At 46.1% G+C, this 20,048-nt stretch carries 17 protein-coding genes and 1 pseudogene; 12 read left to right on the top strand and 6 right to left on the bottom strand.

Annotation, left to right across the window (positions count from 1 at the left end; all coding sequences use genetic code 11):
* The 3 genes from AZ66_RS03830 to AZ66_RS03820 form a co-directional block, all read left to right on the top strand.
* Positions 1-510, top strand: a 510-nt coding sequence (locus tag AZ66_RS03830) for a DUF2975 domain-containing protein (protein ID WP_156159888.1), incomplete at its 5' end; no start/stop codon positions are given.
* A gap of 13 nt (positions 511-523) precedes the next feature.
* Complete coding sequence (locus tag AZ66_RS03825) at positions 524-733, top strand: helix-turn-helix domain-containing protein (RefSeq protein ID WP_044353654.1); 210 nt, start codon at positions 524-526, stop codon at positions 731-733.
* A gap of 6 nt (positions 734-739) precedes the next feature.
* Positions 740-1,348 carry a CPBP family intramembrane glutamic endopeptidase gene (locus AZ66_RS03820; protein ID WP_044353653.1) on the top strand — a complete coding sequence of 203 codons (609 nt, stop codon included), beginning with the start codon at positions 740-742 and terminating at the stop codon, positions 1,346-1,348.
* A gap of 189 nt (positions 1,349-1,537) precedes the next feature.
* On the opposite strand, the gene AZ66_RS29605 is transcribed toward AZ66_RS03820, so the two are convergent.
* On the bottom strand, positions 1,538-1,762 hold the full coding sequence (locus AZ66_RS29605; protein WP_052648370.1) for a hypothetical protein: 225 nt from the start codon (positions 1,760-1,762) through the stop codon (positions 1,538-1,540).
* A 15-nt stretch (positions 1,763-1,777) separates the two neighbouring features.
* Positions 1,778-3,034, bottom strand: a complete 1,257-nt coding sequence (locus AZ66_RS03815; protein WP_052648369.1) for a helix-turn-helix domain-containing protein — start codon at positions 3,032-3,034, stop codon at positions 1,778-1,780.
* 258 nt (positions 3,035-3,292) lie between these two features.
* Between AZ66_RS03815 and AZ66_RS03810 the strand changes: the two genes are divergently transcribed.
* Both AZ66_RS03810 and AZ66_RS03805 read left to right on the top strand, forming a co-directional pair.
* Positions 3,293-3,568, top strand: a complete 276-nt coding sequence (locus AZ66_RS03810) for a hypothetical protein (protein ID WP_044353652.1) — start codon at positions 3,293-3,295, stop codon at positions 3,566-3,568.
* A 312-nt stretch (positions 3,569-3,880) separates the two neighbouring features.
* Positions 3,881-4,819, top strand: a complete 939-nt coding sequence (locus tag AZ66_RS03805; protein ID WP_044353651.1) for an AraC family transcriptional regulator — start codon at positions 3,881-3,883, stop codon at positions 4,817-4,819.
* A 51-nt stretch (positions 4,820-4,870) separates the two neighbouring features.
* Here AZ66_RS03805 and AZ66_RS03800 read toward each other — a convergent pair whose 3' ends face one another.
* A complete protein-coding gene (locus AZ66_RS03800; protein WP_044353650.1) occupies positions 4,871-5,362 on the bottom strand; it encodes a hypothetical protein in 492 nt (163 codons plus the stop codon).
* Positions 5,363-5,416: 54 nt separating this feature from the next.
* Positions 5,417-6,160 (bottom strand): hypothetical protein, encoded by a 744-nt coding sequence (locus AZ66_RS03795; protein WP_044353649.1) that lies wholly within the window; start codon positions 6,158-6,160, stop codon positions 5,417-5,419.
* A 322-nt stretch (positions 6,161-6,482) separates the two neighbouring features.
* On the opposite strand from AZ66_RS03795, the gene AZ66_RS30385 reads away from it, so the two are divergent.
* The 6 genes and pseudogenes from AZ66_RS30385 to AZ66_RS03765 all read left to right on the top strand — a co-directional run bounded on the left by AZ66_RS30385 (position 6,483) and on the right by AZ66_RS03765 (position 15,113).
* Positions 6,483-6,641 (top strand): GyrI-like domain-containing protein, encoded by a 159-nt coding sequence (locus AZ66_RS30385; protein ID WP_269433053.1) that lies wholly within the window; start codon positions 6,483-6,485, stop codon positions 6,639-6,641.
* A gap of 30 nt (positions 6,642-6,671) precedes the next feature.
* On the top strand, positions 6,672-7,565 hold the full coding sequence (locus tag AZ66_RS03790; protein WP_231586717.1) for an aminoglycoside phosphotransferase family protein: 894 nt from the start codon (positions 6,672-6,674) through the stop codon (positions 7,563-7,565).
* 92 nt (positions 7,566-7,657) lie between these two features.
* Complete coding sequence (locus AZ66_RS03785) at positions 7,658-8,236, top strand: GNAT family N-acetyltransferase (RefSeq protein ID WP_044353659.1); 579 nt, start codon at positions 7,658-7,660, stop codon at positions 8,234-8,236.
* Positions 8,237-8,527: 291 nt separating this feature from the next.
* Positions 8,528-13,090: pseudogene (locus AZ66_RS33700) on the top strand (alpha-1,3-galactosidase-related protein).
* A gap of 1 nt (position 13,091) precedes the next feature.
* Positions 13,092-13,250, top strand: a complete 159-nt coding sequence (locus AZ66_RS33695; protein ID WP_442950270.1) for an S-layer homology domain-containing protein — start codon at positions 13,092-13,094, stop codon at positions 13,248-13,250.
* A 480-nt stretch (positions 13,251-13,730) separates the two neighbouring features.
* The gene (locus tag AZ66_RS03765; protein ID WP_044353647.1) at positions 13,731-15,113 is read left to right on the top strand and encodes an amino acid permease; all 1,383 of its coding nucleotides are present in this window, start codon (positions 13,731-13,733) and stop codon (positions 15,111-15,113) included.
* 213 nt (positions 15,114-15,326) lie between these two features.
* On the opposite strand, the gene AZ66_RS03760 is transcribed toward AZ66_RS03765, so the two are convergent.
* Positions 15,327-16,721 carry a tryptophanase gene (locus AZ66_RS03760; RefSeq protein ID WP_044353645.1) on the bottom strand — a complete coding sequence of 465 codons (1,395 nt, stop codon included), beginning with the start codon at positions 16,719-16,721 and terminating at the stop codon, positions 15,327-15,329.
* 156 nt (positions 16,722-16,877) lie between these two features.
* On the bottom strand, positions 16,878-18,152 hold the full coding sequence (locus AZ66_RS03755) for a hypothetical protein (protein ID WP_044353644.1): 1,275 nt from the start codon (positions 18,150-18,152) through the stop codon (positions 16,878-16,880).
* Between the two features lie 221 nt (positions 18,153-18,373).
* Here AZ66_RS03755 and AZ66_RS03750 point away from each other — a divergent pair, with 221 nt between their 5' ends.
* Positions 18,374-20,017, top strand: a complete 1,644-nt coding sequence (locus AZ66_RS03750) for a glycoside hydrolase family 19 protein (protein ID WP_044353643.1) — start codon at positions 18,374-18,376, stop codon at positions 20,015-20,017.
* Positions 20,018-20,048 lie beyond the last annotated feature (31 nt).

The raw sequence follows: 20,048 nt of genomic DNA, 5'->3' as shown, positions 1-20,048 counted from the left end.
ATATTGGCTGTTTGTTTGCGAATGCTGTGTATCATGCTGTTGCTAGTAACTATGGCGGAGATTGCTGCAATTCTGTGGCTTGCTCAGGTGTCAGGGGATGAAATTCCAGCAGCAATAAATACTATGAGCTCTATATTGTTACATATCGACCATAGTGATTACGCCAAATCCGATCTGATGATTACATTCAGTGGGGATGTAGTGAGGCTATGTCTAATCATGGTGATACTATTTATTGCCGGGGGGATTTTTAAAGATATTAGTAAGGACTATACACCGTTTGTTGCCAAGCATATGAAGCGTTTGAAGCGGATCTCCTTGCTCATAGCTGGGATGGCCATTATTCCTGGGTTTGTTGAAATAGCAATGATTCAAATGGTCACCCCAGCGGCCAAGGTTAATGTGTCGTTTGAGCTGTTTTATATTTTGGTTGCGGTCGTATTCTTTTGCCTAGCTCAAATATTCGATTATGGCAGAATGCTGCAACAGCAATCCGATGAAACTTTGTAAGGATGTGTGTATTATGGCTATTGTTTTGAGGCTGGATCGTGTGATGGCAGACCGTAAGATATCTCTGAACGAGCTTGCGGCTAAGGTAGGAATATCAAATGTTAATCTCTCAAATATAAAAACGGGGAAAATAAGTGCGATTCGTTTCTCTACACTTGATGCGATTTGTAAAGTCCTTGATTGCCAGCCTGGCGACATTTTAGAGTACAAGGGAGAGGAGTAGTAGAAGATGACTGTTTCCGTGTTGGTTGGTTCACTTGTACAAGTGATCCTATTTAGTGTAATTCCTCTGGTATGTTGGTTCATATTCGCCAGAAAGAAGCAGTCTTTTTTTGAATGGATTGGATGTAAACTTCCTGTTATCGAGAAAAGAAACAGCTTTTTCATCCTGTTCTTTTTAGCGCTTCTCTTGTTCGTATCTCTTGGGTGGATAATTATTTTGTTTTTCACTAATGACACCGATGTTGCTGCTTCGCAATTTTATGGAGTAGGCGTTTCAGGTATAGCTGCGGCTTTGTTGTATGCTTTCGTACAAACCGGTTTATCTGAAGAAATATTATTTAGAGGTTTTATCGGGAAAAGGTTAATTTCTGCGTTTGGGTTTGTAACAGGGAACACGGTTCAGGGGATATTGTTCGGGTGTTTGCACGGGGCTATGTTTTTTTCGAAAACTGGAATTATCAATGCTGTTATCATAACGTTATTTACTGCTTTAATAGGTTGGTTTATGGGGTACATAAATGAGAAATTAGCAGGAGGATCCATTATTCCAAGCTGGATGATGCATGGATTGGCCAATTCGCTCTCGGCGCTGACGATGATGTTCCAATTGGTGTAATAAGATGATATGCCATGCGGCTCTTCCGTTTGATGGATTCTGCCTAGATTCTCTTGATATTTTGGATTTTATCCTAATTAAGAAAGCGACCCTTGAACTCAAGAGTCGCTATCTGTATGTTTTGAACCTATACCTTTTCTCTAATCCCCGCGTCACTGCCCAACGGGCTCCATCCCGAGCCGATGCTGCTTACCACCCTGTTCCAATGTCACTGAATGACATAGACCACTCAGGATCATCACTATTCATTGGCGACCATCCTGTCCCGATGTCACTTACAAGCAGGCTTGTCCCGGTATTACTGTCAACAGGAGACCATCCTGACCCGATATTATCCGCGCTCACTTCCAAAGATAACCCTGTAGAACCGAACAAGAAAAGAGCCATGGAGATCGTGACTAGTACTTTCTTCATTTGAATCCACCTCATTTAATAGAATGTGTGTGAAACGACCTTTGTGTTCTTCAGAAGCATGTATCTCATACTCTTGAAAGAGAAGAACAGACATACCAACATACTGCATATTTTTGAGTTTAAGTGCCAATTCCAATGATAGGGCGTTAAAGTTAAAACCCAATTCATGCTGAGCTGTTTTGAAATATACTGTGCCAACGCTTGTGTAAGACGTAACTTGTGCTTTACGTGGAAGGGGTCTTCCATAGACAATAGAATGTCTATGTAGGTTTTATGTTTTTCCAAATACACAGCAGCGTCTTGAAACGCTTCATTACTAACATAGCTATCCAATGCGACAGGGAGTACCAAGAGTTTTTGATCACTATTCAAAAGCCCCATAAGTTCCTCAATTGGTTCTGTCTTCTTCATCTCGATGGAAATGTAAAGCTCGTTGCATTTAGAAAGAAATGCGTAATGGTCACCATAAACGGCATATTGACGAGTAGAATTTAATGCACCTTCATAGTTTTTCATGCCTTTCAAAGCCACAGACTCGTACAACCAGCTCTCTGCTATATAATCATCTTGCCCTTCCTCAAACGCAACAGCACGCAATTCCTTGGCATACTGGAGCAGCTTTGCCCAGTTCTCTACGACATTGTAGTATGTAAGAATACGATAGTAGGCGTCGAGCCTTAGTGAATCAGGCAGTATAGGCAAATATTCAATCAGCTGGCATAAGGCTTCGTTGCCGGCTCCGCTCGTATCCAAGTCTCTCAAGATGAGAAATCTTCTGTAGTAGGAGATGGCTATTTTCTCGCTGCGGCTGTATCCATTGCGGATAATGATGTCGTAGAACGGGAGTGAGTAGTTGCGTTTCGGTGACTGGAAGATGCGTTCGGCGATTTTGAAGGCGGTGTCGATCAGTTTGGAACGATTGGTTTCTTCATAGAGGAGTTGTACTAGTTGTTTGACCAGGTCATACTTTTCTACTTCAATACAATGGAGAATAAAATCGCTTGTCTTATCAGGCCGCAATCGGCCCAGTTCATTGCAGCATTCCCCTATGAATTCTTCATAGAAGGTTTCTATTGGTAATCCGAATGCGTGATTGATCGCGTGGAGCTGAGGCAGCATAAGTGATTGCTTGTTGTTGAAAATGTAACTAATGGATGAACTGTCGATGCCGGATGCCTCTGCTAACTCTTTCTGCTTCCACCCCCTTATGCTCAATTCATCTTGTAACCTGTGGCGGAGTTCCATCGGAGCTACATGAAGATTGCTTGTCATGTCGAATCCTCCTTATCTAGTAATTCAGCATAACAATTCGAAATCCTTCCTGAATTGACAATTTATTTAAGTTTCTGTTGGTTTTTAGTATAAATGAAGATGAAGTAAATGGCAAATTGACATCTGGTTGAATTTCTATACTATTTTTGTCGAAAAATGGAGAGCAACATGTGGTTTTACAATGCTTGTTTCGAAAAGCGGAGTTCCAGATCATATAATGAAAACATGTAATGATCTTCAAAGAATGGAGGATACACGATGGTCTTAACCATTTACCGCTGGGTACCTATAGTAAGCATCATGCTATCGGTGTTTTTGGTTGTTTTAGACATGCTCGTCATTCATGATCCGTCTTTGGATGGATTCGGTATTGTATCTACCTTTGTGTTACCTCCACTCGGCATTATTTTCGCTGCGATTTCATTTCAGCAAACAGCCTCAAATAAAGATATTGCACTCATCGTATTGAATTTGCTCATCTTTCTATCCTTTTTTATGTATATGTTTTTTGGAACATTGCTTTTTGGAGTGTAATAAAATCCGGATTATGTCTGGAAGCTACCGATATCTGACGGCCAGTCATTGGCTTATACAGCGGCCCCCGGTTCATTTTCGATTCCTGAGCTAGTGATAAATTGATTTGTAGGCTAACACGAACTGGTGCGATAAAATGGTAGCATAAACTCGTTTTCCGTAACTTATAGGAACTTAAGGCGTCATCAGCCACTTGAATTGACGGTGAATTCGGAACCGCCAATGATAGCGGCTTTTTGTTTATTTCAAGAACAAGATGACGTACAATCATATTATTTCTAGCGTGATTAATATTTTGGGGAGCTCATTCCAATGAACAATGACTATCAATCCAGAATCGATAAGATCATTTCCTATATTAAAGAAAACAGCCATCAGAGGCTCAGTCTCGATCAGCTTGCCAGCATTGCGAACTTTTCCAAATATCATTTTACGAGAGTCTTTGCGGCGCATGTCGGCATGACGCCTATGGCATTTGTGAATCAAGAGCGCTTGCAGAAGGCAATTCACTTGTTGGAGCAAACGGATCACACCATACTGGACATTTCAAGTCTGTGCGGTTTCGAGTCCATATCCACCTTCAATGCTGTCTTCAAGAAGCACTATGAAAATACACCGAGCGCGGTCAGGAGCAAGCTGCGAGATACCATTCAGCATACAAATCGGGAAGATCGCAATTTGTCAGCAAATCATAGCAATAAGCAAGAAGAGTTATTTTTCTCTCCAGACTACAATAGAAGTCGCAGAAATCCATTGCTGCAGAGAGCGTGGGAGAACATGATTGTGATCAAGGAGATTCCGGAAGTCGAAGTGGCGTATGTACGGCATGTCGGGAGTTATTTGGATACCCGCAGTGCATGGGACAAGTTAAGCAACTGGATGCGAGAGCAGGGGCTTGCCGCAAGAGAACTGTCATTCATTGGCGTTTCGTTAGACGATGGAAATGAAGTCGAGGAGTATGCCTGCCGTTACGATGCTTGTGTCACGCTGCCGCCGGGATTCACCAAGCAGGAACACAAGGACATCTCATATGGAACCCTGCCCGGTGGTAGGTTTGCGGTCTATTCGTATTACGATACCATCCCGAATTTCGTGCTCGCATACGAGACGATGTTCAGGCTGTGGCTGCCAAGCAGTGGTTATGAGGCTGATGATCGGCCATGCCTTGAACTGTGCCTGAACGATCCCAAGCAGGATAAGGAAGGCAAGTGCAGAGTGGATTTACATATTCCGATTCGAAACAGAGCATGAGCAGTGGGGATGATGTCCTCAAGCATTATCCTGTGCTAAATAAAAATCAATTCATATTGATTTAGAATTTTTTAAACTTACGTTAGTGTCCTCGACCCTACCATCAAATATAGCAAACCACATTGTTTTTGAGCTTGGTAAATTGATTAGAGTAACTTTTTTGGATAGATTGCTCTTTTGAAGAACTAAGTTAACATTCTTGTTTGATGAATTCGGAAGGATGCCGTAGTAGATAGAGTATGGCTTTTCTGCAATCTTTCCCGCAGTAAAATGCCAGTTATCCGTTATATCAAGAAATCCCCCATTCCCTTGGAACTTGATGTGTCCTTCAGTACCTGAGTACAAAACCACTCCAATGTCATTGTGAGGATCACGTTCAAAAAAAGATATGAAACCACCTTCAACTTCTACTGTTGTAACTATGGCACTGGCATTCAGTTTTAATTCAGTTTGAATCATAGAATTCACATTAGTATAGGTCTTATTTCCACAGGAAGTAATGATTGTCGAAATGACAAGTAAGATAATGATTTTTCTCATCATTAATCAGCTCCTAAGGTAAACAGGCTGCAATAATTTATGCAGCCTGGTACGATATTATTTGCTTTTGAAGATGAAACTTCCAGTTGCAGCTCTTTGAAAAACTTTATCTTGAGGTGTAATAGATATGCCTGGTATATTGCCGCTTATAGACACTCCTAAGACAGTTTCTTCTTTTGTAAATCCGACTTTACCTACAACATCTGTCGTACCGCTGTCACCTGACGTTCGTCGTAAATCAATTTCAAGAGTTGTATGTGCAGTACTTAAATGGAAAGGGAGATTGTCGTATCCATATGCCAGTCCCTTTTTTGGGGTGGCGTCTATAAGATACATACTTTTTGTTTCAGTGTTTCCCCAAAAGTCGCCGTATGAAACCTCAGCTTTGGAGCTCATATTATTCCAATTATCAGACCAAGCAGCACCCGTAGCAATCTGCTTTAAATTAAATTTTTCAGTGTCGACTGTTCCAACAACATAAATACCTGCACATTTATACCCATTTTGACAAGTAGGAGAATTACCTGCAACTATATTCACGTCAATATCACTAACCGACAAAAATTCGTTGAACGAGGAATGTGTAGTATTTCCATTAATCAATCGAGCTGTCCCATTTGTTTTGTGATAGATTTTTGTATAAATGTCTTTCTCGATGTAATCCATCTTAGAAATTTGATACTCAGAAAACCCAATATCCTTCAATACATCATACGTATTCGTATTAGCGTCAGTAGTGGTAGGAATAGCAATTACGCACACAAAAGCAAAAAACATCAAAATAATTTTCTTTTTAAGCATTCTACACCCTCCCAAAGTTTTTTCAAAGAGATAAATGCTTATGTATTTTCTAGTTGCTTAAAATTTCCGTAATAAAACTTAAAACCATCACCTTACCATAATTGGATAATATTTACTATAATTATAGAGTATATAATTATTTGTATGTTGTCAATCCATATTTTGTAGTTGAGAGGCTAGCTTTGCAATAATCGCAATTTATCGGTAGAACATAGCAAGAAGCAAGAAGAGCTTATTCCTTTTTCCTGTTTATAATTAATAGAAAGCACTGCCATCTATTGCTGATGAAAGCGTGAAATATTATGATCATGGTTAGAAGCTAGTGCTCGCATACGAGACGATGTTCAGGCTGTGGCTGCCAAGCAGCGGCTATGAGGCTGATGATCGACCATGTCTTGAACTTTGCCTGAACGATCCCAAGCAGGATAAAGAGGGCAAGTGCAGAGTGGATTTACATATTCCAATTCGTCAAAGAGCATGAGAAGCATAAACAGAGGGGCGGTATGAAGGTATGATGGAACATGAACATAAGCACAAGCAGCATGAGCATGATCTGGCAGCAATAGAGTGGCAGGACAAGCATAAGCATCTTGATCGCATCTTGCGGCAAGCGGGCACGATTACGATAACTCCCTTGATGCAAGGCATGGAAGCAGAGACAGTTAAGGTGGTAACCGATACGGACAGCTATGTGCTGAAAATATGGAGCAGAGATTCCAAACCGGATATTCGTCTGCAATACCAGGCGCTCAATCTGCTGTATGCGCAGGGAGTATCCGTATCGAAGCCCATCGGTTGGGGGATAAATGCGAACGGTGACAGTGTGCTGCTGACTACCTTCGATGGCGAGCCGCTGCGTGATGGCAATAATCAGACTATGAAGGAGATTGCGAATCTATTAGACCGCGTACACCGCATTTCTCCAGAAGAATTCCGTACGCAGATACAACTGCCGCGCCATGATTTTAGCAAATATTTCTTCCCAGGTAAGCAGGCGCATTCGGATCTGCATCCTCTCCTAGAGCAATTGGTCGAGCTGGCAGCACCGAAGCATGAGCGAATCATCCACGGGGATTATCATCTTGGCAATCTCGTTGAGAAGGCGGGACAATTAACGGTCATCGACTGGACCAATGTGCAATTGGGAGATGCAAGATATGATTTCGCTTGGTCGCTCACGCTGCAGCAGATCTATATACCGGAGCACTTTGCCGAAGTGTTTCGTGATACGTATTTAGCTATAAATGAAATTCCGCAAGAGGAGCTTGATGTGTTCCAAGCGCTGGCCTGTCTCAGATGGATACTTCTGTATCGCAATGGGGGCATTCCAATGGGGCCAGATACCCTAGACAGGGTGCAGCGGTTGCTGACAAGCAATCCACATCTACATGGGGTTACATGCTAAAAGGCTTAAAAGGTGGAACAAGACGGTCAAGGCAGTGATGTTGCGATCATACGACGAATACGATTAAGCTGAAAATATGGAGCGGTGATATGATGAATCTGGACGCCGTGTTTGGGCAATTTCCGATATTGAAGTCAGACACACTTACGTTGAAGAAAGTCGAAGAACATCATCTGGAAGAGGTCTATGACATTTACAGCAACGATACCGTTTTTGAATATTGCGGCATTATTCCGAAGTATAAAAAGGCGACCGTCAAGAACATGATCGGACATTTTGAGAGAGACTTCAATAAGAGGTCGCGCATCAAATGGGGGATATTCACCAATGAGGACAGCGAGAGAGTGGTAGGCATCATGGAAGCGTTCGACTTCAATCAGAAGGTGAATATGGCGACGATCGGGTACTTCTTGGCAGAAACGGAGTGGGGGAAAGGCATTGCTGCGGAAGCGACGCGCATCGTTGTGAAGTTCCTGTTCGAGGACGTGGGTGTAAACCGAATTCAAGCCGAGGTCATGCCAGCCAATGAACGCTCGAAGCGGGTGCTGCTGAAGAATGGCTTCATCAAGGAAGGGACGCTGCGGCAAGCATCGCTCTGGTCAGGCAAAGGCATCGTAGACTTAGAGATATATGGATTACTACAGGAAGAGTACAAGATCGAGGTTAAATGAGCAATCCTCCCTTTGTGTTGTGATTTCCTGATAGAAAGGTCCGAGAGGCTTCAGCTTCTCGGGCTTTTTTGCTTTGTTAGGGATCAATCTAGACACTGCTTTCTCTAATAAATAAGTACGATTCTCATAAAAAAATGATGGAAACTACTAGATTTAGAAAGCATAGGCTATAGTACAATCAGCATTGTAAGCGGTTACCATATTTGCAATCAGATAAGACGACTACATAAGCAAAGGAGGACAAACGTAACGCGTAACGATGAACAACAATCTTTTGTTGGGAGGAATGAGATGAAGCAGTCAAGAAAAATTGTAGTTTTCATGCTATTCGTGCTAGCAACTTGGATGCTGACACCCTATTATGCAATGGCTTACGACGATGCTAGCAATGCTATCATGCACGATGTTGTACAGGAGGGGAGTTGGATCCAACAAGATACGCCTTCGGTTGTTGACGCCACATATGGTGGAGAACAGCCCAAATCTGCATCTATGCCTACTGTCATTGACGTTACTTACTATGGAGCAAAGCCGAATACGCAGGAGGATTCGGCAGTTCCCGTCCAGCGAGCGATTGCTGCTGCGGCGGCTGTGGATGGCCCTGTGATTCTTAACTTCCCGGAAGGCAGATATGATTTTTATGCGGAAGATGCGGAGAAGCGGCCCTATTACATTTCCAATACAGCTTCCGAGAGCGAGAATCCAGATGTAACAAAGACGATTGGTTTGCTGCTAAAGGATATGAAGCAGGTAACGGTTGAAGGCAACGGGTCGTTGTTCATGCTGCACGGGAAAATGACGACCTTTGTCATCGATCAAAGCGAAGATATTGAGATTCGCAATGTACGCGTTGATTATGAGCGACCGACGATGTCGGAAGTGAAGGTGCTGGAGATCAGCAGTAACTATATGGATGTTGAAGTCAATCAGGATTCCCTATATGAGATTCGCGGTGGTCAAGTCTATTGGGTGAGCGAACCGAATAAGGCTGGAGCGCGTTATTGGGAGTTCAAGGACGGAATCGCCCAAGAGTATGATCCAGACCAAAATATCACATGGAGAACAGGCAATCCCGTATCCAGCGCGACAAGCGTGCAGGAGTTGAAGGCCAATACACTGCGGCTAAATTATAATCAGGCTCCGAATACAGCGGTAGGGCATGTATTTCAAATTCGAGACGGGGTTCGCAGTCAGGTGGGCTCCTTCATTCATAAGAGCAAAAATGTCACGTGGAAGCATGTCACGATGCACTATACGCATGGACTAGGTATCATTGGACAATTCAGTGAGAACCTGACATTCGAGGACATGACGTTCGCACCGCGCGAGGAAACGGGACGTACCGCAACCGGATTCGCTGACTTCATCCAGGCATCAGGAGTGAAGGGCAAGCTCAAAATAATGAACAGTACTTTCCGTGGTGCCCATGATGATGTCATTAATGTACATGGGACTCATCTTGAAGTGGTGCGCAAGCCGGCACCGAATCAGATCGTCGTTCGCTTCATGCATCATCAGACGTACGGATTCGAGGCGTTCTTCCCTGGTGATGCGATCGAGTTCATCGATAACAGTACCCTTACATCTGTAGGCAGCGGCAAGGTCGTTCAGGCAACACGAATGAATGACCGTGAAATAACCCTCACCTTAGAGGAGGATGTTCCCCCAACGATCGGGACGGGCGTCGTAATTGAGAATGCCACATGGGCGCCAGAAGTCGAAATTAAAGGAAATCACTTCTCGCGCATTCCGACGCGGGGAATTCTTCTATCGACGCGCGGCAAATCCATCATTGAAGACAATGTATTCGAGCGCATGCAGATGAGCGGAATCCTTATCGCCAGCGATGCGCAAACCTGGTATGAATCCGGGATGGTTCAAGATGTAACGATTCGCAATAATACGTTCATCGAGAACGGGAATCCGGTGATTCAGATTCATCCGGAGAATACGAAGTATGCAGGGCCTGTTCATCGCAATATCAACATTGAAGGCAATACGTTCCAGATGCTAGACAATACGGTGCTGTTCGCCAAGAGCACGGACGGCATTCGTTTCTCCAACAACAAGATTACGAGAACGCACCCCAATACGAACCCCAATGAGCAAGTCGCATTCCACCTCTTAGAGAGCAATCATATTTCAATTGAAGGCAATGAATTCGAAGGCGAAGGTGTAAATCGAACCGTTCTACTGGACAGGACGCCTGCGGATGAGGTCACGATCTCCCCAGAGCAGCAGTTGCATGTGAATGATAAGGGAGTGCTGAAGAGTATTTCGATTGCAGCGGGCAACGACCAGACGACAGTGAAGGCGACGGCTTCAAGCGAGGCGACGCAGTATAATGGTGATGCCAAATACGCGATCGACGGCAATCCATCGACGTTCTGGCACAGCCAATGGATTCCTTACGCACCACTTCCGCAATCGATTACGCTTGAGCTCAGTATGAAATCAGTCGTTAGCGGATTAAGCTATCTTCCGAGACAGGAAGGGTATAACGGGAACATCACTCGCTTATAAAATATATGCAAGTACAGATGGAGCGCAGTTTACTGAAATCTCGAGCGGCAGCTGGTCGTCCGATTCTTCGGAGAAATCGGTGGCATTCCCTCCTGTGACAGCTTCGTTCATCAAGCTGGAGGCTACTGAAGGCGTCGGCGGCTTCGCATCGGCAGCGGAGGTTCACTTAGAGAGCCGAGTGGAGCGGGATTATACGGTTGGGCAGAGCTTTCAATTAGGGGTAAAAGGCACGACGGTCGGCGGATACGCCGCAGATCTGACGAAGGCGGTCATTACCTACTCGAGCGACAACCAGGCCATTGCCCGAATCGATAACAACGGTGTTGTGACAGGCTTGCAAGCCGGAACGGCTAACCTTACAGCGACCGTAAATTTACGTGGAAATGTGGCGGAACAGACGATTCCCGTGACGTTCAAGCCGCAGCAGGGAACTCCTGTAGAGCGGATTATCGTAACCGGTCACAATGGCATGCAAGAGATTACGGCTCCATTCGGTACGCTGCTCATGCAGGCAAAGCTTGAACCGCAGCATGCTGATAAGCAGGCGGTTGAATGGAAGGCGTACAATCCAGGCACGACACAAGCATCGAAAGTAGCCGCGATTGACAGCAATGGCCTGTTAACAGCGAAAGCTAACGGGATTGTTGAGGTTCGTGCTGTAGCAACCGATGGATCAGATGTGTATGGCAAGGCGCTCATTGCAGTAAGCGGCCAAATGACACTTGATTCCGCATGGACATGGATCAGGGAAAATAAAGAGGCTTGGGCGCTTGATGCCGAGCACAACAGCATGGAGATCAAGACAGAGAAAGGGAATCTATGGAGAAACGCTAATTCGAACAAGAATATACTTCTTTATGCACCATCTACCGAAGATGTTACGTTGATCACACAGCTGACCTTCAAGCCGACGAAGGCGTATGCCGAGGGAGGGCTGCTGATCTACGGCGATGATGATAACTACTTCTATGTAGCCAGAAAGAACCATCCGGGCTATGGAGGAGCGATATTTTCCGTTATTTCTGAGTCGAATGGAGCTCCGCAAGAGCAGGTAACGGCAGATCAGATTCAGAGCGATACGGTATATCTAAAAGTAACAAAGGAAGACAATCGGTATGCGGGCTACTATAGCACGGATCTTACGACATGGACGCAAGTAGGTGGTGCATATGAAAATGCAACGATTGCGAATCTCCATGTGGGATTGTTCGCCAATCATGCAGGCGGAAGCCCGGGTGAGTATGGAGATACTGCTAAATTCCAAGACATCCGACTGAACGATAGCATTGTACCGTTCACAGGTTACGTCGTTGATCCGACTTCGTTGAACGATGCGATCACGCTAGCGAACACGATCTATCAAGCAGCGAAGGCTGGAACTGAACCGGGGCAATATCCACAGAAGGTGATTGATGAGCTGCGAGCTGCTATTGAAGCAGCCGCTAAGGTTGCCCATGATGGAGGAGAAACGCAGCAAGAAGTGAACAGAGAGGCCGTAACCTTGATGGAGGCGCTAGATACATTTCATAGCGGCGTCATTCCGGGGGAGATTATAGCAATTCGCATGAACGACCAACTCCTTGCGGACTTTGCGCCAGACAAGACATCCTATCATATCGAATTGCCTGTAGGGACGGCAGAAGTGCCTATTGTCAGCGCGGAGGCCAATGATCCACGCTTGCGGGTAAGCGTCATTCAAGCCTTGGAGCTGCCGGGAACAGCGATCATAAGAGTCATGAATGCAGATTTCAAATTACTGCGCAGTTACTCGCTCCATTTCAAGGTGGCGCAGGTTCCCGAACCGGGTTCCCCATCCGGAGGATCGTCTGGAGGTTCATCTTCCAGTGGATCTAATGGAACGCCCTCTGGCAGCAGCGGCTCGAATAACGGTTCAGGCAATCAAACGGGTACAGGTGAAGGGTCTGCCAGTGGTTCGACAGGGACGAAGAAGATCGCCCTCAAGGATATTTCCGGGCACTGGGCCCAAGCTGCGATTGAGCAGGCTGTTGCACAGGGGATCGTTACCGGATATGTAGACAGTGCCTTCCGTCCGAATGAGCGGGTCACTCGGGTCGAGTTCGCGGCAATGCTTAGTCGTGCCTTGAAGTTGGATGGAGATGGTTCGAAGCAGCTGGATTTCGCCGACCTCGGCAAGATTCCGGTCTGGGCTCGGCCTTACGTGGCGAGTACGGTCACTGCGGACATTATTACGGGATATCCGGATCATACCTTCCGTGCAAGCCATCCGATCAGCCGTACGGAGATGATCGTGATGATCGTTCGTGCATTAGGACTGAAGGCAGATTCGCAAGCCCAGCTTCCATTCGCTGATGTGGATCAGATACCTCTGTGGGCCAGGGAGCATGTATCCGCAGCATATGCGGCAGGTTTTATTCGCGGTCAGCAGGGCAACAAGCTGGCTCCGAATAACCCGGCAACGAGAGCGGAAGCGGTAACTTTACTTGTTAAGGCTATATCAAGTAAACACTAGCTGTTCGCGTATTGCATGCAAGCCGGATCTCTTTTAAATAGTATTGTTAATAGATGAAGAAGCAGCCTTTTAATCTTAGAAGGCTGCTCCTTTTTTTTTAATATACGCGAATCAACGACGCTACATCTCCCATTGCTAGCATTTTCAGCATATCTATCAGGCATTTTTTCAGAAAAAATTTGTTCTGGATCATATGCATAAAAATTGGTAATATTGGATAAAGATAAATAAGTTTGTTCTGCTTTGGAATACATGAATGCTTAATTTCTTCTCCTACAGTACAAACCTCGCCGTCGATTCTCAGGGAAAGGAAGAACGGTTTGCTTAGCAATAATTACCTATATCTCAGGATTCGATAGACATGTTAAAATCGTTCTTAACCTAAACAAAGATAGCATAAAAATTGGTATGGGATGTAAATGTTTTCAATAATTACTGATTGTGTTTGCTTTTGCGTACCAGAGCATAGGGGGAATAATATTGAATAAGCTTTTCCGAAAGAAATCATTGAGCCTCATGCTTGCGCAGAGCGAGAAAAAAGAATTGGCACGGGCGATGTCTTTGATCGATTTGATTTTTCTTGGTGTAGGTTGCGTGATTGGGACGGGGATTTTCGTCGTTACGGGCGTTGTAGCGGCAGAATCCTCTGGGCCAGCGATCATGCTATCATTCGTTGTAGCCGGTATTGCCTGCGCGCTTGCTGCATTTTGCTATGCAGAGTTCTCCTCGGCAGTGCCCGTCTCGGGAAGCGTATATACATTTACGTATGCAACATTGGGAGAATTGCTTGCTTTCCTTATTGGTTGGGATCTCATGCTCGAGTATGTAATCGCGGTTTCCGCAGTCGCTACAGGATGGTCCGCGTACTTTCAATCTCTGCTTGCGGGCTTTAACCTGCCGATTCCAGACATTATATCCTCTGCTCCCAGTATGGGGAAAGGTGGCCTTATTGATTTGCCGGCGGTTCTCATCATTTTGGCAATCACAGCGCTCGTCAGTAAAGGAGTTAAGGAAAGCATTAAGTTCAACACGGTCATGGTGTTCGTGAAATTAGCTATTATCTTGCTGTTTATCGCAGTCGGGATATGGTATGTAAAGCCTGATAACTGGACGCCGTTCATGCCTTTTGGATTTAGTGGTGTGATGACGGGGGCGGCTACTGTGTTTTTCGCCTATATTGGGTTCGATATCATCGCTACGGCATCAGAAGAAGTGGAAAACCCAAAAAAAGCATTGCCAATCGGAATCATTGCATCGCTGCTCATTTGTACGATTTTATATATTACGGTATCCGGGGTGTTGACCGGGATGATTCCATTTACCAAGCTTAATGTCGGTGCGCCGGTTGCATTAGCATTGGAATCCGTCGGGCAGAACTCGATAGCGGGGATCATATCAATCGGAGCGGTATTTGGCATTACGACCGTAATCCTTGCCATGATTTATGCACAAGTCCGCTTATCTTTCGCCATGAGTCGTGACGGCTTGTTGCCGAAAATGTTCTCGCGAGTGAATGCCAAGACCAAAACTCCAATCGGCAACACATGGTTAACCGGGTTCGTTGCGGCAGGCATTGCAGGTTTTGTTGATCTAACCACGCTTGCGCATTTGGTAAATATGGGGACATTGGCTGCGTTTACATTAATCTCGGTCGCTATCATTGTCTTGCGCAAGAAGTTTCCTGAATTGAAGGCTTCATTCCGCGTTCCGTTCGTACCCGTGCTCCCTATCATTAGTGCGCTGCTTTGCCTGTACCTTGCATCCAGCTTGCCTTACATGACGTGGATCTCATTTGTGATATGGATCAGCATTGGCGCGATTGTATACTTTATGTATTCGCGTAAACATAGTAATTTGAATTAGTAAATAATATATTGTTCTACAAAAGAAGCAGCCTTCTATCCAGAAAGCTGCTTCTTCATTATCCAATTTTCATGTAGTAGCTGCCGCTCCCTCTAGGCGAGAAGGTTCGCCTTTTCCTCCTCCTTCCTCACCAGCGTACATGCCGTAGGGAAGACGGCCGTTTGACAAATGGTGGAATTTTGACCCATCCCTGTTCAGGCTGGACGGCATATGTCAGTGGGACGGGGCTCCTGTCTTGACTGGTCGAAGGTGCGCAGTGAAATGCCGCAATATCGGCGGTTCGTACGTGAATTCTAATCCTGTTAGTGTTCCTGCCCGATCCTTGATTGCAATCAAGGCATCCGCAATGACATCCATATGGTTATTCGTATAGACACGGCGCGGAATCGTCAAGCGCAGCAATTCAAGCTTGCTCTCCAATTGCTCGCCAGTCGTAGCGTCACGTCCCAGGAGAAAGGAACCGATCTCGACCCCCCGTATCCCTGCTTCAAGATATAGCTCATTCGCCAGCACCTGGGCCGGGAATTGGGCCGCGGAAATATGCGGCAGCATCTTCTTCGCGTCTACGAAGACGGCATGGCCGCCCGTTGGCGTCTGGAACGGGATTCCGCCTTCCTCGAGGCGTCTGCCGAGATATTCGATCTGGCCGATGCGATAAGCAAGATACTGCTCGTCGATGCCTTCGCGCAGCCCGCGGGCAAGAGCTTCCATATCACGGCCGGTCAAGCCGCCGTAGGTCGGAAAGCCCTCCATCGGCACCGTCATCGAACGCGCTTGCGTAAATAAGGTTTCATCCTCTTTAAAGGCTAGCAAGCCGCCAATATTGACAAGCCCATCCTTTTTAGCGCTCATCGTGAATCCTTCGCCATAAGAGAACATTTCACGGACGATATCAATAATCTCTTTATCTTCATAGCCTTGCTCGCGCTTCTTGATAAAGTACGCATTCTCGGCATAGCGCGCGGCATCAAAGAAAACGCGAATCCCGTTCTGCTTCGCAATGGCGGATACCTCACGGATATTTTCCATGGATACGGGCTGGCCGCCGGCACTGTTGTTCGTAACGGTAATAAGAATAAATGCGATATTTTCTGTTCCTTTTTCAGTGAGCGCATGGTGCAGCTTATCCACATCAAAGTTTCCTTTGAACGGGTAAGGCGTCGTCGTATCATAGGCTTGTTCGGTAACAAGATCAACCGCAATCCCGCCAGCCAGATCGACATGCGCACGCGTTGTATCGAAATGCCAATTGCTCAGGACATACTGCCCTTTTTGAATAAGCAGCGGAAACAGCACCTTCTCGGCGCCCCGCCCCTGATGCATGGGAATTACATGCTGATAGCCTGTAATCTGTTGCACCGCTTCGCACAGATGATAATAGTTGCGGCTGCCTGCGTATGATTCGTCGCCCAGCATCAGGCCTGCCCATTGGTTGTCGCTCATCGCGGTCGTACCGCTATCGGTCAACAGATCGATATACACTTCGTCCCCGCGCAGCAGGAATGGATTATATCCCGCCCGTTCAAGCGCCTTTTCCCGTTCTTCCCGTGAGATCATGTTCAACGGCTCTACCATTTTGATTTTAAAAGGCTCTGCGAATCGCGCCATTCCAACACCTCCGTCATTGAAAAGTTTTTATTCAACGTACAGCTTGGAAGTCCTCTCACATATATCCAATATTTTGAAATCAATTTTATTATACTGGGAAAATATAACGCTTTCAATCAGAGGATCCCGGCACGATTCGGGCAGAGTGTTCGCTGTTTATATGTTGTTCAACTCCATAATCTCGCCATTTGCAGCATTCACCGCATAAGCACAGTCTAATTTTCCGCATAATACATACTTCTTCTGTTCAGGATGATACACGTAGACCGGCGTAAGCTCGATGAATCCCTTTTCCTTCAGCCTTACATATGCTTCATCCTGACTGATGACAACCTCATCTGCTGCCTGAAAATCATCGAACATTTCGATAAATGGCAGGTTGTCCATTGCATTTACAGTCACAAAGCGCTGCATATCAATGAACAGAACCAGCTTGCGCTGGAATACGCGCTTGCTTGGCGTCTGCTCCCGCAATACCGCTTCCATATATCCCTGATGACGATGCAAAGTCTTCAACACCCATTGTCCGGCGTCGTTCGGATAAAGTTGGCTCATACCTTCAACAACCGCTGCAACCGCCTTCTCTTGCTCTGCCTCGGTAATCGGGAAGGAGTCGGGATGCGGCTCACGCGCAATCGCTTGTTCAAGGGTGACCGTCTCCTGCCACTCGATGTCCGCTTTTTCATAAGGATGCGCGCTTGTCTGTTCCCATTCGATGACCTTATCAATAATCAGCCGCGAACCCGAATGGATAATGAATTCGAACGGAATGACGGAAGCTCCGTCATTCGTCACATAAACCTCCGTGATCCCATAGATCGGAAGAAGGCGTTGTTCCTCGTACACCGGATATTCGAGTAGTTTCAGCTGCTGCTTTGCGAGCGGCTCGACTTGTTCAAGGGAGAGGGTAAACGCTTCTTTTTGAATCAATGACTTGGAAGCATAGAATCCATAGTTGGAATACTGCACGAGCTTGCCAGCTTCATCGAAGTGGATCTCGATATGTCCGCCAGGAGATACAGGAGTTCCACCGACGCATTCATGGAAGACATATTGGCCATTCTGGTGGCGAGAGAGCTGAAACTGCTTGCCATAGACGAGTTCGGTATCTCTCTCGATCCACGCAATGATTTCTTCTAAGCCGATATTCGGATAAGAGAGGCTGTTCGCATACGATTTCCCTTGTACAAAAATAACACTCGTATATTGACCAGTAGTCAGGTCATAGGATATTACGGCTGTCCCTTCGGGATTACTATCTTCATCCACGGACTCCTTCACATAGGGCGGATACCACTCCATGCTGAGATAGTAGGTCGTCTCATTGAATAGATTCACTTCCCTGTACAATTCTTGCGTGTGCAAGCGGTAATTCTCTAATCCAAATTTATGCTGTGTGGCATGGATGATTTCTTGTATATGAATAGTCATTCATGTTAACTCCTCTAAATATTGTTGCTGCTATCATATCATTTTCAATATAAAAGTAGGTGAATGCAACATAACCGAAAGTGGGAAAGTTATAGCGCTAATAAGATAGTACCAGAAGCAAGATTCGACAAAGGAATGGTTCGCTGTACCTATTGAGCGAAGTAGACGCAATTTCCTATACTAGAGTCGTTACCAATATCAAACTGAATAGGAGGCGTGTAATGAATCGCAACTTTCCGTTCTCGCACAAGCTTTTGCTCAAAAGTTTAAGCGCTGTTCTTGGTGCGACAATTCTCACAGCTGCGCCACTAGAATTATCCTCTACAGCTTATGCTGCAAGCAGCACGAATTCGTCTCAGGTACAAGCTTGGCAGACCAATAAGGCTTACTCTGAAGGTGATATTGTTTCCCATCAAGGCAAGATTTATGAAGCGAAGTGGTGGTCCTACAATAGCAGACCTGATGCAAAAGTAACGAACGAATGGGACACCTCATGGAAGTTATTGAAGGACAACAACGAAGATACTACACCTCCTACCGCTCCAACCAATCTCGTATCGACCGAGCAATCCTCCACCTTTGTTACACTCACTTGGACAGCTTCAACGGACAATGTAGCCATTTCTCATTATGATGTTCTCCGAAACGGAGCCAAAGTAGGCAGCACGATTGCCAAGACATTTACAGACTACGAATTGGAAGCGGATACAGGATATCAATACGTCATTCGTGCTGTGGATACATCAGGCAACTATACCGATAGTTCAGCCATAAGCGCAGCAACGAAGGGCGGTGCGGTCGTTGACATTGGCGTAGGGGAGAGCCGCGTTCTGACCGACGCCCAGATCAGTCAGCTGTGGAACGGCATTAATCCTGCCTTCCTGCCAGATGCAGCAGCAGCCGAGGTACAAGCGGCCATTCCTAAGGCGGAATATGAGACCACATTCCCACTGCGCTACGGCACACCGGAATGGGATGCAAAAGCGAAGGGCAACTACTATTACAAGCCGAACCAGACCGACTATTATTCCTATGACAATCTCGTATCTGCTGTGCGAGAGATTGCAAATATTAAGTATAAGGAGGTTGTCCGCGAGGGATATCCGAACGTGAAGCAAATCTATCGGTTGGACAAGCAGGCGAAGACTGAAACCTTGCTCTTCCAAGCGCCAGACTTCAATGATGCCAGCCATTCCAGCTTGCCGAAGCTGACGCGGATCGTGGACTTCGGCAGCTTCCTGAGTGAGGGGAGCAGTAATGATCGCAAGCGTGAGCTTGCTGGGTTCCTAGCGAACATCGCTCATGAGACAGGCGGTGGTTGGTCTACGGCACCGGGTGGTGAGCTGCGCTGGGCATTGTTCTTCAATGAAGAGCTGGACTTTGTCAATACGGACAAAATCGGCTATGTAGATGAGGACAACCTGTTCTGGAAGCCGGTACCGGGCAAGTCCTATCATGGGCGCGGTCCGATTCAGCTCAGCTGGAACTATAACTATGGCTTGATTAGTTCCATCGTATACCGTGATCCTAGTGTTCTATTGAACGATCCGGATAAGATTACGGCTGACGGGAAGCTTGGCTTCATCACGGGGCTGCTCTTCTGGATGACCCCGCAGGAACCGAAGCCTTCCAACCATGACATTATGACAGGGCAGTGGACGCCTACGGCAGAACAGTCGGCGAAGGGGCTTGTGCCGGGATTCGGAGCTACTATTATGGTAATTAACGGCGGTCAAGAAGCGAATCTGCCGGAGACGGCTGATCCAGTACGCCGCCGCGTTGCGCACTATCGTGATCTGACGACTCGCATGGGCGCGAACATTGATGGCGAGAAGCTGGATACAGCGGGCATGCAGCCCTTTTAATTAGGAAATAGCGAGTCACAATTTAAGTAGC

Source organism: Paenibacillus sp. E194, from assembly GCF_000935845.1.
Lineage (GTDB): Bacteria > Bacillota > Bacilli > Paenibacillales > Paenibacillaceae > Paenibacillus_B > Paenibacillus_B alvei_B.
Note: the sequence above shows the minus strand (reverse complement) of the source record. Positions and strands in the feature narration are given on the sequence as shown.